Source organism: Limnohabitans sp. 63ED37-2, assembly GCF_001412535.1.
Taxonomy (GTDB): Bacteria; Pseudomonadota; Gammaproteobacteria; order Burkholderiales; family Burkholderiaceae_C; genus Limnohabitans_A.
Map to the genome: position 1 here is coordinate 1825290 of NZ_CP011774.1, position 15454 is coordinate 1840743.

The 15454-nt window shown below is 58.3% G+C and carries 14 protein-coding genes; 10 read left to right on the forward strand and 4 right to left on the reverse strand.

Annotated features, from left to right (window positions below; all coding sequences use genetic code 11):
- Positions 1 to 6 precede the first annotated feature (6 nt).
- The 8 genes from L63ED372_RS08680 to fliD all read left to right on the forward strand — a co-directional run bounded on the left by L63ED372_RS08680 (position 7) and on the right by fliD (position 8868).
- Positions 7 to 768, forward strand: a complete 762-nt coding sequence (locus L63ED372_RS08680; protein ID WP_062405339.1) for a flagellar basal body rod protein FlgF — start codon at positions 7 to 9, stop codon at positions 766 to 768.
- Between the two features lie 19 nt (positions 769 to 787).
- Positions 788 to 1573: a flagellar basal-body rod protein FlgG gene (gene flgG, locus L63ED372_RS08685; RefSeq protein ID WP_062405341.1), complete on the forward strand. Its 786-nt coding sequence runs from the start codon at positions 788 to 790 to the stop codon at positions 1571 to 1573.
- Between the two features lie 7 nt (positions 1574 to 1580).
- On the forward strand, positions 1581 to 2309 hold the full coding sequence (locus tag L63ED372_RS08690; RefSeq protein WP_062405343.1) for a flagellar basal body L-ring protein FlgH: 729 nt from the start codon (positions 1581 to 1583) through the stop codon (positions 2307 to 2309).
- 26 nt (positions 2310 to 2335) lie between these two features.
- Positions 2336 to 3460 carry a flagellar basal body P-ring protein FlgI gene (locus L63ED372_RS08695; RefSeq protein WP_062405345.1) on the forward strand — a complete coding sequence of 375 codons (1125 nt, stop codon included), beginning with the start codon at positions 2336 to 2338 and terminating at the stop codon, positions 3458 to 3460.
- Between the two features lie 34 nt (positions 3461 to 3494).
- Positions 3495 to 3962, forward strand: coding sequence for a rod-binding protein (locus L63ED372_RS08700; RefSeq protein ID WP_062405347.1), 468 nt, complete (start codon positions 3495 to 3497; stop codon positions 3960 to 3962).
- Positions 3959 to 6460, forward strand: coding sequence for a flagellar hook-associated protein FlgK (gene flgK / locus L63ED372_RS08705; RefSeq protein WP_062405349.1), 2502 nt, complete (start codon positions 3959 to 3961; stop codon positions 6458 to 6460). Before L63ED372_RS08700 ends, flgK begins: the two co-directional genes overlap by 4 nt.
- An 11-nt stretch (positions 6461 to 6471) precedes the next feature.
- Positions 6472 to 7389: a flagellar hook-associated protein FlgL gene (gene flgL, locus L63ED372_RS08710; protein ID WP_062405351.1), complete on the forward strand. Its 918-nt coding sequence runs from the start codon at positions 6472 to 6474 to the stop codon at positions 7387 to 7389.
- Positions 7390 to 7467: 78 nt separating this feature from the next.
- Positions 7468 to 8868, forward strand: coding sequence for a flagellar filament capping protein FliD (gene fliD / locus L63ED372_RS08715; RefSeq protein ID WP_062405353.1), 1401 nt, complete (start codon positions 7468 to 7470; stop codon positions 8866 to 8868).
- A 24-nt stretch (positions 8869 to 8892) separates the two neighbouring features.
- On the opposite strand, the gene L63ED372_RS08720 is transcribed toward fliD, so the two are convergent.
- From L63ED372_RS08720 to L63ED372_RS08730, 3 genes are read right to left on the reverse strand one after another with little or no spacing between them, the layout of a single operon-like run.
- Complete coding sequence (locus L63ED372_RS08720; RefSeq protein ID WP_062405355.1) at positions 8893 to 9756, reverse strand: hypothetical protein; 864 nt, start codon at positions 9754 to 9756, stop codon at positions 8893 to 8895.
- A 1-nt stretch (position 9757) separates the two neighbouring features.
- A complete protein-coding gene (locus L63ED372_RS08725; protein ID WP_062405357.1) occupies positions 9758 to 10108 on the reverse strand; it encodes a cyclic nucleotide-binding domain-containing protein in 351 nt (116 codons plus the stop codon).
- Positions 10105 to 10605 carry a Crp/Fnr family transcriptional regulator gene (locus L63ED372_RS08730; RefSeq protein WP_062405359.1) on the reverse strand — a complete coding sequence of 167 codons (501 nt, stop codon included), beginning with the start codon at positions 10603 to 10605 and terminating at the stop codon, positions 10105 to 10107. Before L63ED372_RS08730 ends, L63ED372_RS08725 begins: the two co-directional genes overlap by 4 nt.
- A 422-nt stretch (positions 10606 to 11027) precedes the next feature.
- On the opposite strand from L63ED372_RS08730, the gene L63ED372_RS08735 reads away from it, so the two are divergent.
- Together L63ED372_RS08735 and L63ED372_RS08740 are read left to right on the forward strand one after the other, a co-directional pair.
- On the forward strand, positions 11028 to 12971 hold the full coding sequence (locus L63ED372_RS08735; RefSeq protein ID WP_082431641.1) for a HAMP domain-containing methyl-accepting chemotaxis protein: 1944 nt from the start codon (positions 11028 to 11030) through the stop codon (positions 12969 to 12971).
- 185 nt (positions 12972 to 13156) lie between these two features.
- Positions 13157 to 15001 (forward strand): methyl-accepting chemotaxis protein, encoded by a 1845-nt coding sequence (locus tag L63ED372_RS08740; protein ID WP_062405362.1) that lies wholly within the window; start codon positions 13157 to 13159, stop codon positions 14999 to 15001.
- A 61-nt stretch (positions 15002 to 15062) separates the two neighbouring features.
- Here L63ED372_RS08740 and L63ED372_RS08745 read toward each other — a convergent pair whose 3' ends face one another.
- Entirely contained in the window at positions 15063 to 15452 is a 390-nt protein-coding gene (locus L63ED372_RS08745; RefSeq protein ID WP_062405365.1) for a response regulator, read from the reverse strand.
- Positions 15453 to 15454: the final 2 nt, after the last annotated feature.

The following is a 15454-nucleotide window of genomic DNA, read 5'->3' on the forward strand; positions in this document are numbered from 1 at the left end:
CTCACCATGGACCGCCTTGTCTTCACCTCGAACGCCACCATCAAAGAGCAGGCCACGGCACGCCAGGTGCTGGTCAACGACCTGGCCAACGTGTCCACCGTGGGTTTCAAAAGCAGCTACGACGTGGCCTTGCAATCGATCAAAGTCGAGGGTGCGGGTTTTGACACACGCTACCAAGCTCAAACGGTTGCACGCGATCTGATCCGCATGGAGCCCGGTCCGGTCATGGCCACAGGCCGCCCCCTTGACGTGGCTTTGGCCGGCACTGCCGTGCTCACGGTCCAGGCGCCCAACGGTGATCAAGCCTTCACCCGCCGAGGTGACCTCAAAGTCAACATCCAGGGTCAGCTCGAAAACGGCTCGGGCCATTTGGTGCTCGGCGAAGCGGGTCCCATTGCCATCCCGCCAGGACTGCTGGTCCGGATCAACCCCGACGGCAGTATCTATGCGCGTGATCCCGCCCAGGTCGGCGCCGCAGCCGATGTGTTGGTCGGCCAGCTGCGGCTGCGTGACACCACAGGCGTCAGCTTGGCGCGTCGTGACGACGGCCTGTTCAAGGTGTCGGAAAAACCCGATGGCACAGACATTGCTTTGACCAACGTACTGCCCAAAGTGATTCCACAAGCGCTGGAAGGCAGCAACGTCAGGGCCATTGAGGCCATGACACGCTTGATCGATCAATCGCGCAGTTTTGAAACCCAAATTCGGATCATCAAGGAAATGAAAGGACTCGACGAGTCCGGCTCTTCCATGATGAAAGCCGCTTAACACCTGACAGGAGCACCCCATGGATGCCTCAATGTGGATTGCCAAGACCGGCCTCGATGCGCAGCAAACGCGCATGTCGGTCATCTCGAACAACTTGGCCAACGTCAACACGACGGGCTTCAAGCGCGACCGCGCCAGCTTCGAGGACATGCTCTACCAAAACCTGCGCCAACCGGGCGCTCAGGTGGGCGCAGACGCGCAAGCCCCCACAGGTTTGATGTTGGGTACCGGTGTGCGCATCGTGTCCACCGAAAAGAACCACTCGCAGGGCAGCTTGGTCAACACCAAAAATGCGCTCGACTTGGCCGTGCAAGGTGAAGGTTTCTTCCAGATCGCCCAAGCCGATGGCACTGTCGCGTACACCCGCGACGGCAGCTTCAAACTCTCGGCCACCGGACAGCTGGTCACCGCCAACGGTGCGGCTTTGCAGCCCGCCATCACGATTCCCCCCAACGTCTCCAGCATCTCCATCGGACAAGACGGCACCGTCTCTGTCGAGGCTGCGGGCGGCGGTGGCGCTCAGGTGCTGGGTCAAATTCAGCTGGCCCGCTTTGCCAACCCCGCAGGTTTGCAATCCATGGGACAAAACCTGATGAAGGAAACCACCGCCAGCGGTGCACCTGTGGTGGGACAAGCGGGTCAAGCCGGCGCAGGCCAGCTGATGCAGGGCGCCTTGGAAGCTTCCAACGTGAACGTGGTGGAGGAAATGGTCAACATGATCGAGACGCAACGCGCCTACGAAATCAACTCCAAAGCCATCTCTGCCGTGGACGGCATGTTGCGCTTCTTGAACAACAACATGTAAGTACCTCATGACACCCCTGACCACTTTCACCACACGCCTCTTGGGCCCGACTTTGCTGGCCTTGGGTTTGGTCGGTTGTGCATCGGCGCCCGAGCCTTTGGCGCATTCGCCCCAATTTGCCCCGGTCATGCCCGTGGTCGTCGACAAGCCCCGCCAAGCCACAGGAGCGATCTACAACGGTCGGCACAGCGACAACTTCTTTGGCCGCAGCCGCAATTACCGCGTCGGTGACCTGATCACGGTGGTGTTGGACGAATCGACCCGCGCAGGCCGCGAGCAAAAAGGCAGCGTCTCGCGCGATGCCGAAAACAATGTCGTCCCCAGTGGTCTGGTGTCCAAAGTCCAGAACCTGGCACTGCCCACCAAGGTTTTGGGCACCACGCTGGGCGGCGTGCTCAACGGCATCAACCTGAACGAATCCAGCATCAAGAGCAGTGGCGTGGGCACAGCCGGCCAAAGCGCCAGCTTGACCGGTGCGGTGTCGGTCACGGTCGTGGAAGTCCTGGCCAACGGCAACTTGATGGTACGTGGTGAAAAACAATTGGCCCTGACAGAAGGCGCCGAGGTCATCCAGGTCAGCGGCATCATCCGTCCCGACGACGTCTCGCCCAACAACATGGTGCAGTCGCGCCGACTGGCCAATGCCCAAATCGCCTACCGCGGCACCGGCGACATGGCCGCTGTGGCCAAAACCGGCTGGGGCACCAAGGCCCTGCTCAAGCTCTGGCCTTTTTGAGCCACAGACACTCCAAGAGACCTGTTATGAAATCCACCCTTTTTGCCTTGGTGTTGCTGCTCGGCCTGAACGCCAACGCCTGGGCTGACCGCATCAAAGACTTGGCCAATGTGGCTGCAGGTCGCACCAACCAACTGATTGGTTACGGCCTGGTGGTCGGCTTGCAAGGCACGGGCGACGGCGCCGATGTGTCCTTCACCGCACAAAGCATGAAGTCCATGCTCAGCCGCATGGGCGTGAGCTTGGACGGCCCGCTGTCAGACTTTGAACAAGGCACCAGCGCCGGCAAAATCGACATCAAAAACGTGGCGGCCGTCATGGTGACCGCCGAGTTGCCACCGTTTGCCAAACCAGGTCAAAAAATTGACGTCAACGTCTCGGCCATCGGCAAAGCCACCAATTTGCGCGGCGGCAACTTGCTGCTGACCAGCCTGCGCGGTGTGGACGGTGAGGTCTATGGCATTGCCCAAGGTGCACTGAACGCCACGGGCATCGACGCCAATGCCGCTGGCTCCAAAGTCAGCATTGGCGTGCCCACATCGTCGCGCATCCCGAACGGCGCCACCGTCGAGCGCATGGTCGAAACCCCCTTTGAGAGTTCGGACCATGTGGTCTTGAACGTGCGTGAGTCGGACTTCACCACCACCACGGCCATTGTGAATGCGGTGAACAAGAATTTTGGTGAGGGCACGGCCCGCGCCATCGACGGCATGTCGCTGGCCATCCGTGCGCCGGCCGACATGTCCCAGCGCGTGGCCTTCATGAGCCTGGTGGAAAACCTGGACGTGGTGCCCGGCGAGCCCCCTGCCCGTGTGGTGGTCAACTCGCGCACCGGCACCGTCGTCATCAGCCGCAATGTGCGTGTGACCGCGGCCGCTGTGGCGCACGGCACCATCTCGGTGGCGATTGCGGCGACCAATGAAGTCTCTCAACCCAACCCCTTGAGCCAGGGCCAGACCGCTCCGGTACAAAACGCCGAGATCGCCGTGACCGAGCCCAAGAATCCGATGTTCCTCTTCCAGCCCGGTGTGGACTTACGCCAAGTGGTGGACGCGGTCAACCAGGTGGGGGCCACACCCTCGGCGTTGATCGCCATCCTCGAAGCCCTGAAAAGCACCGGCAGCTTGCGTGCCGAGCTGATCATCATCTGAGCGGCCTGAACCCCCTTCGCGCACAAGCCAAGCCATGAACGACATCAGCTCTTCCGGTTCTTATCTGGACTTCAACGCCCTGACGCAGTTGAAGGGTGATGCCGCGCGTGACCCCAGCAAAGCGGTGCGCAAAACCGCAGAACAATTCGAAGCTTATTTCATCCAGCAGATGATGAAATCCATGCGCGACACGATCGAAAAAAGCGATCTGGTCGAAGGCGGCAACATGGAGATGTACCAGGACCTGATGGACAAGGAAGTGTCCCTGAGCATCGCCAAACGCGGCGGCATGGGCCTGGCGGACATGATGGAGCGCCAGATGAACCAAGCGCAGGCCATGAGCACCCAGGACGCGCTGCGATTGCAGAACCCGGCCACCAACACCCCGCCTGTGGCCATGCCCTTGGTGCCGGTGCAAGAAGGCATGAGCCTCAAGCCCAATGCGATTCAGGCCTACGAAATTCAGCGCCAGAACGGTTTCAAAATCGGAGATAAGCCATGAGTGACTTGCTCGGCATTGGCAGCTCGGGCGTCGGTGCATACCAACGCGCCCTGGCCACCGTCTCCAACAACATTGCCAACGTCAGCACCGATGGCTACACACGCCAAGACGTGTCGCTGACGGCCAACCAGCCGCGTTTGATGGGCGGCAGCTACTTGGGCACCGGCGCCCGATTTGACAACGTGCAGCGTCAATACGACGCCTTCGTCGAATCCAACCTGCGCAACAGCAACAGCGAACTTGCCAGCCAAAAGCCCTTGTTGTCTTACGTCAATCGGCTCATCGATGTCATGGGCGATGAAAGCGTGGGCCTGACCACCGCCGTCAACCTGTTTTTTGAATCGGCTCGAGACCTGGCCAGCGACCCGGCCTCGATCGTCTCGCGCAGCACCTTCTTGCGCGATGCCGATGGCTTGGCAGCACGTTTTCGGCAATTGGCCGGTCAATTCGAACTGCTGGACAACGAAACACGCCAATCGGTGGAAACCGATGTGGAACAAGTCAACTCCCTGACCCAACAGCTGGGTTTGCTCAACAAGCAAATGGTCAAGCACAGCAGCGCGAGCAACCAACCCTCGGAGTTGCTCGATCAACGCGATCGTCTGCTGCGCGACCTCTCGGGGCTGATTTCGGTCAAGACCAAATTCGAACCCAACGGCGCCGTGCTGGTCAGTGTGGGAGACACGCTGGACCAGGGGATTTTGGTGGCCCAGTCGACTGTCCGGGCCATCAGCGTGTCGCAGTCGCGCATCGACAGCAACAAGCTTGAATTTGTGATTGACGCCTATGCCAACCCCGAAACCATGACCGGCATCAGCACCGGCAAGATCGGTGGCGTGATGTCTTTTCGGGACACGGTCCTGACCCCATCGGTGAACGCTCTGGATAACTTGGCCACCACCATGGTCAATGAGATCAACAAGGTGCACCGAGGTGGTGTGGATGCCGAAGGTTTGCTGGGTGCCGATTTGTTCGCCTTCAGTGCCGACAAGCCGCAGCAAGCGGTGGGCATGACCATGATTGTGCAAGACGCCAACCGGGTCGCCGCCGCAGGCCAGTTCCGGGTCATTGACAACCCGCTCAACAGCGGCACCGCCCAAGCCCGGATCGCTTACACACAACCTGAATTTGCAGGGCCTACGGGGCTTCTGGGCGACTTGGCCTTGGCCAAAACACCACAGATCAGCTCGGTCAATGTCAGCATGAGCGTGAGCCAGCCTTTTGCCAGCCTGGGCCTGATTCCGGTTGGCGCCAAAGAGATGTCACTGACCCTGAACAACCCGGCAGCAGGGCAATCCTTTCAAGTGTTATCGCGCGATGGCCGCCACATTCTGGGGCAGACCCTCACAGCGAATGAACAAGCCTTGCTGATGAAGACCGGCAACGGGATGGAAGAAAACGCCACTTACAGTGCGTCGGGGATCAACGCCACCTACAGCGCCAGCAACAGCCCGACTTACCTCGACATGGACATCTTCATGGGTGCCAAAGCCGAAGTCGGCGTGCAGCTTCAGTTCAATGCCACCACCGGCGACGTGATCGAGCCCAAGAAGTTGCCTGCCCAGCTCATCGGCGGCACTTTTGTACCCTTCAACGGCCCCATCGCAGCCAACACCTTCACACTCAACGGCCACGCCCTGCCCGCTCTGGCCACCAACAGCAGCCTCAGCCTGAACGATGTGGTCAGCTGGCTCAACAGCGAAAGCGCCTCCACCGGCGTGACAGCCAGCGCCGTCAACAACCAGCTGGTCTTGGCCCGACCGGTCAATGATTTGACCCGGGACATCCGACTGGGCATGGGCTCTGCAGGCACCCCCGCAGACCTGAAAAAGCTGGGTTTTGACACACGCATTGCCATCAAAGGCGGCACCCTCGACGATTTGCTGGTCTTTGTGACCGACCGCAGCGGTGCGGCCAGCACCGCCCAAGTGACGGCGCAATTCGCGGACATCCAAGGCGACATGAAGCAGGCACTGCGCCGCTCGCCCATGACCGTGACCTTCACCTCCAACACCGACTACACCATCGTTGACACCCAGACCAACACGGTGCTCGCGGCACGCACGCTGATCGTTGACCCCAACGCCCCCACCCCCAGCCTGAGCTACCGGGGTCTGTCGCTCGCGTTCTCCACCGCCCCCAAAACAGGTGACGTCTTCAGCATCGATGGCAACAGCGATGGCATTGGCAACAACGAGGCGATGCTGCAACTGGTGGCCCTGGAAGACGCCGAAATCATGCCCGGCGGACTGACCCTGAGTGAAGCCTACATCGAGCGGGTCAACCAGGTCGGCAACGTGGCCCGGCAAGCCTCGATTGCCGAGCAGGCCTTGAGTGTGGTGTACCAGCAAGCGCAAGAAGCACGCGACGGCATCTCGGGCGTCAGCCTCGATGAGGAAGCCTCAGCCCTGGTGCGCTTTCAGCAGGCCTACCAAGCGAACGCCAAGGTCATGCAAACCGCCATGGATTTGTTCCAGAGCATCTTGCAAGTGCGCTGATCGGAGCCCTCATGAAAATATCCACCTCCTTCTTGTTTGACCGGGCTACCGATCGGATGAGCACCATTCAGAACAAGCTGGCCACCACCCAGGCGCAACTGTCGGTCTCCAAGCAAATCCTCAAACCCAGCGATGCCCCGGATCAGGCGGCGGCCATCCAGCGCCTCAAGGGTGAAGTGGAACGCCAAAACAGCCATGTGCGCACGCTCGAAGTGGCCATGCGCCGTTATGGCTCCGAGGAGACGGTGCTCAAAGCCTCCAACGACCTGCTCATCCGCATGAAAGAGCTCGGCTTGCAAGCAGCCAACGGCACCATGGGACAAAGCGACCGCGATGCTGTGGCCATCGAAATGAAAGCCTTGCGCAACCAGTTGCTGAGCCTGGGCAACACGCGCGACGACAGTGGCAATTACCTGTTTTCAGGCACGCGGGTGAACACCCCGGCTTTTGCTGAAAACGCCAATGGCCAAGTGGTTTACATGGGTGACCAAACCCAAACCCGAATTCCTGCGGGTGTGGAGCGCACGGTGCAATTCACCCGCGCCGGCACCGATGTCTTCAGCCGCGTCGTGCGCGATGGGCAAGACCAAGCCGTCGGTTTCTTTGATGCCTTGGACCAGATGATCGAAGGGGTGGAAACCAGCGACACCACCCGCATCCAGCAAGGCTTGGCCGACGTCACCCAAATGCACAACAACATCACCTTGACCCAAGCCCAAAACGGCTCGGACCAAAAGGTGGTGCAGTCGCAAATGGACATCCTGGACGAAACCGCCTTGCGCATGAAATCGACCTTGTCGGAAATCGAAGATCTCGATTACGCCGAAGCCGTGACCCGCATGAACAAGGAAATGATGGCGCTGGAAGCGGCCATGGGCAGCTTTGCCAAGATTTCCGGCTTGTCGCTTTTTGATTACATCCGGGGCTGAGCTGGGACTGGCCACTTCAGCCTTCTGAGTCTGTGCCGATTCTTTGATCTGATCACCCTTTTTTAAACGACCCACACCATGGCCACCAGCAGCATTGTCAACACCCTCGGCGCCGGCTCCGGCATCGACGTCAAAGCGCTGGCCCAAGGTCTGGTGGATGCCGAGAAAATCCCCAGAAAAGAGCGAATCGACGCCAAAATCGCCAAGACTGAAGCCAAAATCACCGGTTTCAGCGCGATCAAGTACGCCCTTTCAGAATTAAAAACCGCCTTCGCCAAGATCAACGACGCCAGCGAATTTGCTTCCATCAAACCCAGCAACACCCAAGCCAGCGCTTTTGGTGTCACCGCCAACAGCAGCGCACAAGCCGGCAGCTACGGCATCGAGGTTTTACAAACGGCCCAGGCCCAGCGCACGGCCAGTGGCAGCTTTGCCAACCGCAGCACGCCCCTCAATGGCGGCAGCGCCTTCACCCTGAACCTGACGCTGGGCGGTGTGAGCCAAGACCCGATCGCGGTCACCACCGCCACTCCGGCAGGCATGGTCAGCGCCATCAACGGGGCTGACTTGGGCGTGACCGCGCAGCTCATCAACACCGGCAGCGGCTTCAACGTGGTGCTGACCGGCGAGACCGGCGCCACACAATCGTTCACCCTGAGCAGTGACGATGGCAGCGGCAATGCGGTGGCCAATGTCAGCTTCACCAACCACTTGCAAACCGCATCCGACGCGAACTTCAAGGTCAACGGCCTGAATGTGACGCGCAGCACCAACAGCATCTCGGATGTGATCGATGGTGTCACGCTGGACCTCTACACCAACACCACAGGGGCCGCACGCCTGGACCTGAACCGCGAAACAACCGGCATCAAAGACAACCTCAAAGGCCTGGTCACCGCTTACAACGATTTTGAAGCAACCCTCAAAATTCTGGGTGACGCCGGCAGTGAGGTGGAAGAGTTTGGCGGTGCGCTGGCCGGCGAAAGCTTGCTCCAAACCGTGCGCACACAGGTGCGCGACTTCATCATCAACAACTCCAGCTCACCAGGCACCAACATCAAAGCGGCGCGAGATGTCGGAATCAGCTTTGACCGCAACGGGAAACTGACGCTGGACGAGACCAAGCTGGATACGGCCTTGCAAAATCACTTTGGTGAGGTCTCCACCATGTTCACAGCGGGCGCGAACAACCAAAGCATTTACAGCGTGGCCTCTGGCGGCTTGGCAGGCGACGCGGTCAAACGCATCGAAAAAATGCTGCTGTCGACAGGCCTGATCGACACCCAAAGCAAGAGTGCCACCAACCAGATCACCAAGTACAAAGCAGAGCTCACCGTTTTGGAAGACCGCATGGAAAAGCTCATGACGCGCTACATGAACCAGTTCAGTGTGATGGAGAGCATTGTGGGCAGCAGCACCAGCATGCGAGAAAGCCTCAAAGGATCCTTTGAGGGCATGATGAATGCCTACAACAATTGAAGCATGCGCCGTCAGGGCGGGGCTTCAGACCTGACGGGCCAGCTGTTTTTTGATTTGGCTCACCTGCCGCACCTTGACTCTGTCCAGTCCCAAGCACTTAGCAGCGGGGCTGGAAAACAAAGCCGCGTGCTCCAAAAACATCAACCTGTTTTCTGGCAACAACAGATTCCCCGCCGCCACAGGCTGCGTGGGAGCCCACTCGCGGGACAAAGCCTGTGTCAAACCCTGCTGCGTTTGCGGCAAGGTGCTGGCCAAAATGTCGGCCTCTTGCACCAACACCGCCAAACAGTCGCGTTGACGCAAATCAAAAGGCCTGGACCGCACGTCCATGTGAAAAGCCTTCACACGTGACGGTTCCGTGGCCAGGATGCAATGGGCCACGTCTTGACGGTCCCTCTCAGACAGACCCGCACTTTGCATCAAGGGCTGCAAGTCCTGCACCGCGCGTGACTCGAACTCAGCCGGCTCACTGTTGGAGCCCCCGGGATGCAGAAAATCGTGGCTGGCCATGATGGCCAAGGCCAGGGCCAAAACTTGTGGCGCATTCGCTCCGGGCACTTGGACGTGGACAGAGGCTTTGAGCAAATACGTCATGCACACCAGCGTGTCGGCAATGTGCAGTCGGTTGTGATAAGCCGGCTCAGCACCATGCGCATGCCGCTGGGCACCATCGCGCTCGATCTGCTCGCACACACCGAGTCCAAACGCCTGCAATGCTTGGACCCGAGAACCCTTGCGGGGCGAGCCCAACGCCAACTGCTGCCAAGCACGCTGAAACACCAGCGGCAAACCAGGCCAGCCTTTGGGCCAAGGACGGCGCAAATTGCGCAACGCTACGGCCAACTCATTCAAGGAGGCTTGCGCCGCCAAAGGGGTGGACATGGCCATGTCAGACTTTCGTCCGCAAAGCGTTTTGCATGTTTTGCTGAAGCATCATGGCTTCAAACACAGCCGTCAGGATCGGCGAAGCGGTTTTGAGCATGCCCCGCAGACCCTCAGCCGTGATTTCCAGCAACACCGTGCCGTCCCCCGCCAAGGCGGTGGCGCCCCGGATACCACCCTGCAGCATGGCCTGCTCACCAAAGGAGTCGCCTTCTTTGAGGGTGGCAAAAACAGCCCCAGTGTTCTTGTCGGCCATGCGAATGGAGCCGGACTGAATGAAGTACAGCTTGTCGGCGGGCTCACCCGCTTTGAAAAGCACTTGGCCCTCTTCGAGCCGTATTTCGTCAAAAGAGGTCATGGCAGTGAAGGCGGTGGAGAGGACAGTTGGAGCGTGCGCATGACCGTGGACTTCAAAATACCTTTGAGTCCCGGTGGCATGTTTTTCACCAGCTTGGAAATCACGTAAATCGGGAAAACACGAACCTGCACGTCGTCCACTGCCACGGCATCCATGCTGTAAGGCAACCCACCCACGCCCTCTGCCAGACCAATCACGCTGCCCGGACCCAAGCGGTAAATGTCATCGCCTTTGACGCCCAGAACAGAACCTTTGATCACGAAATACGCCGAGCTCACGGGTTCACCCAAGCGGGCAAAACGCGTTTTGGCTCGAATCAAGGACGTGCTCAGTTCGGAAGAGCCCCACAGCGAGAAATACAGACGCTCGTTGGCGTTGAGCTTGCCCGAATGGTAGAGCTGCATACTTTGCTCAGAATACGGATCCCTGACACCCAAAGCATGCAAATGCTCAATATTGACAGAGAAAGAGGCGGCAACGTACTTGCTGGTGCTCATGCCACCACCCGACGAAAAAACGGCGATAAAGGAAGAAGTTTCATCGAATCCACGTACTTGGCTGTCGGACCCATCCCTGTCATGTGCCTGCAGCGGTGTTGAAACGCTGTCTTGAACAGGAATACCCGTGAGTTGGCGAGGATAGCATTGATTCGAAGGCCTCTTGACCCCACCCCGCTGCACCCCTTGGCAACCCTGGAAGACCAACCGCAAGGCCCAGGAAAACCGAAGGGCAAGTCACATGGGAGCTTCTGAACAAGATTTCAAATTTATTGCTTTTAAAATAATTAGTATTTATACCAATAAATACGTCAATAAACCAAAACAAGCCTTCAAAATTGATATGATCCAATGGTCTGAGTTCCGGCTCAACTTGCACTGTCACGGTGCACCTTCTTTTATCCATTGCCCATCACCTGCTCATGAACCAATTAAGCGTCAACATCCGCCTTTTCCTGTTGGTCGGACTTTTGTCCCTGGTCTCAGTTATTGTGGGACTGATGGGCCTGCGCGGCATGTCCGAAACGGTCGGGGGCCTTCGCACCGTTTACGAGGACCGGGTGGTCCCCCTGCGTGACTTGAAGGTGATTGCCGACCTGTATGCGGTCAACATTGTGGACATGACCCACAAGGTGCGCAACGGCAACATCGAATGGGCTGAAGCCCGTAAAAATCTGCAAGATGCCCGTCAAGGCATTGACAAAACATGGACGGCCTACAAAGCCACCTTCTTGGTCGAAGAAGAGAAAAAGCTGGTCGCCACCATTGAGCCCATGTTGGCCGAAGCTGAAGGCACCATCAAAGAGTTGCACACCATCCTTGAAAACGAGGACATGAAGGCGATCACGCGCTTCACCATTGACACCCTGTATCCGGTGATCGACCCCATCAGCACCAAATTCTCTGAATTGATCGAGGTGCAATTGAATGTGGCCAAAGCCGAATACACCTCGTCTTCAGCCCAATATGAACAATCTCGCCTGATCAGCATCACGCTGCTCGCTGTGGGCATCCTGGCAGGCGTGCTTTTGGCTTTATGGATCGTGGGCTCGGTCGTTAAACCCCTGCGCATGGTGCAAGAAGCGGCTCAAAAGGTCTCGCAGAACTTTGACTACTCCACCCGCATGCAGATCAATCAGCGTGATGAAGTGGGCGAAACCGCCAATGCCTTCAACACCCTGTTGCAAGCCCAGCAAACCGCCATTGCCCAAGTCAATCGTGTCATTCAGCACCTGGCCGAAGGCGATTTGAGCCAGCGCATTGAGGGCAACCTACAGGGCGACCTGGGACAAATGAAAACGGCCATCAACAACTCTTTGGATTCCGTCCAGCGGACCATGACTGGCTTCAACGGTTTGTCGCAGGCTCTGCTGCACGGTCAGTTCGATCACCACATTGACCACAGCCACAGCCAAGGCGAGTTCCGCGAAAGCCTTGAGAAAGCGAGCATGGCTTTGCAATCGCTGCACCGCATGATTGGCAATGTCGATGGTGTGATGGGTGCCGTGGCACAGGGTGATTTGACCCAGCGCGTGCAGATCGAGGCGACCGGTGACCTGTTGCGCCTGAAAAACAACATCAACGACTCGCTCGAAGCCCTGGGACAAGCCCTCGGCGCGGTGCACAACAGCACCCGCCAAGTGGCGGCAGCAGCCAACCAAACCAGCACCGCCATTGGCCAAATTTCCGATGGCGCACAAAACCAGACCCACGCCATTGGTCAGGTGGCTCTCGCCATCAAACACACCGCCGAGTCGGTCACCGATGTTTCTCGCAACACCGCCATCGCCAGCCAAAAATCGCGCGAATCGATGGCCATCATGCAAACCGGCATGGGCAAAATGAGCCAGATGGTTCAGGTGGTGAACAACATCTCGGTGCACTCGGACAAGATCAACAAGATCACCGAAGTGATCGAGAAAATCGCCAACAAGACCAACCTGCTGTCCCTGAATGCGGCCATCGAAGCCGCCCGCGCAGGCGAACACGGCAAAGGCTTTTCGGTGGTGGCCGAAGAGGTCGGCAAACTGGCCGCCAGCAGTGCCGAGAGTTCACAGGAAATTGCCCGTCTGGTCCAACAGGCTGTGCAGGAAACTGCACAAGCCGTTCAAGTCGTGCAGGAAGTCAGCCGTGACATGTCCATGATCGAGCAAGGCTCGCAAGAGACAGACCAGATGCTGCAGCGCATTTCATCGGCGCTGGAGCAGCAATCGGCCGCGGTCGAAGAGATCAACTCCAACCTCGGCAGCTTGGACCGTATCGCCATCAGCAACGCGTCCGCCTCGGAAGAAATCACGGCCACGGTGATCGAGTTGTCCAAACTGGCCGAGCAAACACGCCAGGATCTGGGCCGCTTCAGCGTCTAAGACGCCTGTGACGAGCCCCTCCTCGGCCAATCCCCCACCCGCCCTCAAGCCCTTGGCAGGCCCCACGACCCTATTTTGGGTCTGGGTTCTGTTGGCTTGCTGGCTGGTTTATACCTTCACCACCTTGGGCTGGTATTTGCTGAATGACCCCGCCTTCATGGGCAGCATTTGCAGCGAAAGATGAGATGAAAAAGAACGACCGTTTGTCCACTGCCAAGCACGCCGACATGATTCTCCAGCCGCAACGCGCAGCGGCGGATCGCATCATGCTCAGCATGATGGTTTTTTTGCTGGCCGTGACCTTCGGCATCGGGTGGTTCACGAACACCACCTCGCTGTCAATGCTGGTGGGTTTGCCTGCCTTGTTGGTGCCATGGGCGATTTACAAAATGACCCCGGGCTCACTGGCCTCGCGTTTAGCGATTGCCTGTGCGCTGATGGTTTTTTCGGCCCTGAGCATTCAACAAACACAGGGCATGGTCGAGAGCCACTTTGGCATCTTCACCCTGTTGGCCTTCTTGTTGTACTACCGCGATTGGCGCCCCATCGTGGCCGCCGCAGGTTTGATCGCGGTGCACCACCTGGGTTTTGGCTACTTGCAAACGCTCAACTCTGGCATCACCCTGTTGCCGGGGCAGGCTCACCTGACCATCATTCTTGTTCACGCCGCGTATGTGGTCTTTGAAGCGGCCGTGCTGATCTTCATGGCCACCATTCTCAAGCGGGAAGCACTGGAATCTGCACTGGTGGCCGAGTTGTCGGGTCAAATCAGCGAAGGCGATTTCTCTGCCCGTGGCCCTTCTGTCGACGCCCAGGAACTCCCTCTGCTGTTCAAAGTGGCGCAAATGCAAAAGTCTCTGCAGTCCACCTTGCAAGACATCATTGGTGTGATGACCGCTGTGGCGCAAGGCCATTTGGATCGCCGGGTGACCGTCGAAGCCAAAGGCGATCTGGGCGCACTCAAAGAAAACATCAACCAGAGCATTCATGTGCAGCAGTCGGTGTTTCAGGACATCACGCAGGTCATGCAAGGGGTGGCAGAAGGCAATTTCGCCATGCGCGTCACCGCCCAGGCCCATGGCGAATTGAATACGCTCAAACAAAACATCAACCAAAGCATGGCGGCACAACAAACCGTGTTCCAGGACATCCGCCAAGTCATGCAGGCCCTCGCCCAGGGCAATCTGCAACACCGCGTGACCGCGCAAGCTTTGGGCGATTTGAACGAACTCAAGGACAACATCAACCAATCCTTGGACGCGCTGCGCGAGGCCATGACCACCATTCACCTGAACGCACGCCAAGTGGCCGCGGCCTCCGGTGAGGCGTCGAACGCCATTGGTCAGATTTCAGACGGGGCACGCCACCAGACCGACGCCATCAGCCAAGTGGCCAATGCTGTTCGCCAAACCGTCACCTCGGTTTCTGAGGTTTCAGAGAATACCGAAATCGCCAGCCAGAAGTCGCGCCAGTCCTTCACGCTGGTGCGTGGCAGCATGGTGAAGATGGAAGAGATGGTCAAAGTGGTCAGCAATATCGCGACCAACTCGGAAAAGATCAACAAGATCACCGAGGTGATCGAAAAGATCGCCAACAAGACCAACTTGCTGTCGCTCAATGCCGCCATCGAAGCCGCCCGTGCAGGTGAGCATGGCAAAGGCTTTGCCGTCGTCGCCGATGAAGTTGGCAAACTGGCCCTCAACAGTGCCGAAAGCTCTCAGGAGATCGCCGCCTTGGTCAAACAAGCGGTTGAAGAGGCCCGAAGTGCGGTGACCGCTGTGATGGAAGTGAGCGAAGACATGTCGGGCATCGAGCGGGAAACCCAGGCCACCGACCAAATGTTGCAACGCATTGCCACGGCCTTGGTTGAACAAAGTTCAGCGGTTGAACAAATCAATGTGAACTTGAACAATCTCGATCAAATTGCACGCAGCAACGCAGCCGCATCGGAAGAAATTGCCGCCACAGTGATCGAGTTGTCCAAGATTGCCGACGCGACGCGTCATGAAGTTCAGCGTTTCGAAACCTGATCAAGCACCCGGGCCTTGGTCCGGGTTCCCCACCCCCGACAAGGCTGGGGTCACAAGAACCTCAAGGCCTTGAAGCCAGCAACTGCCGAACCTGTTCGATCAAGTCCACGCTCTTGAACGGTTTGGGCAAACTCGCATTGGCACCCGGCACCTGGATGCTGTCGATGCCATAACGCTGCATGATGTTGCGTGTGCTGCCCGACACCACAATCACCGGAAGATCGGGCTTGATTTTGCGCAGTTGTTTCACAAAATCGACCCCGTCCATTTTGGGCATCACCAAGTCGGTGATGATCAGGTCAATGGTCTGTGCGCCCAAACAAGCCAAAGCCTGCTCGCCGTCGGGGGCCGTGATCACTTTGTAGCCTTGGATTTCAAGCACCTCCTGCACCCCGGCCCGGAGCAACTCCTCGTCCTCAACAAGCAAAATGGTGGCTTTGGTATGTGGCATGT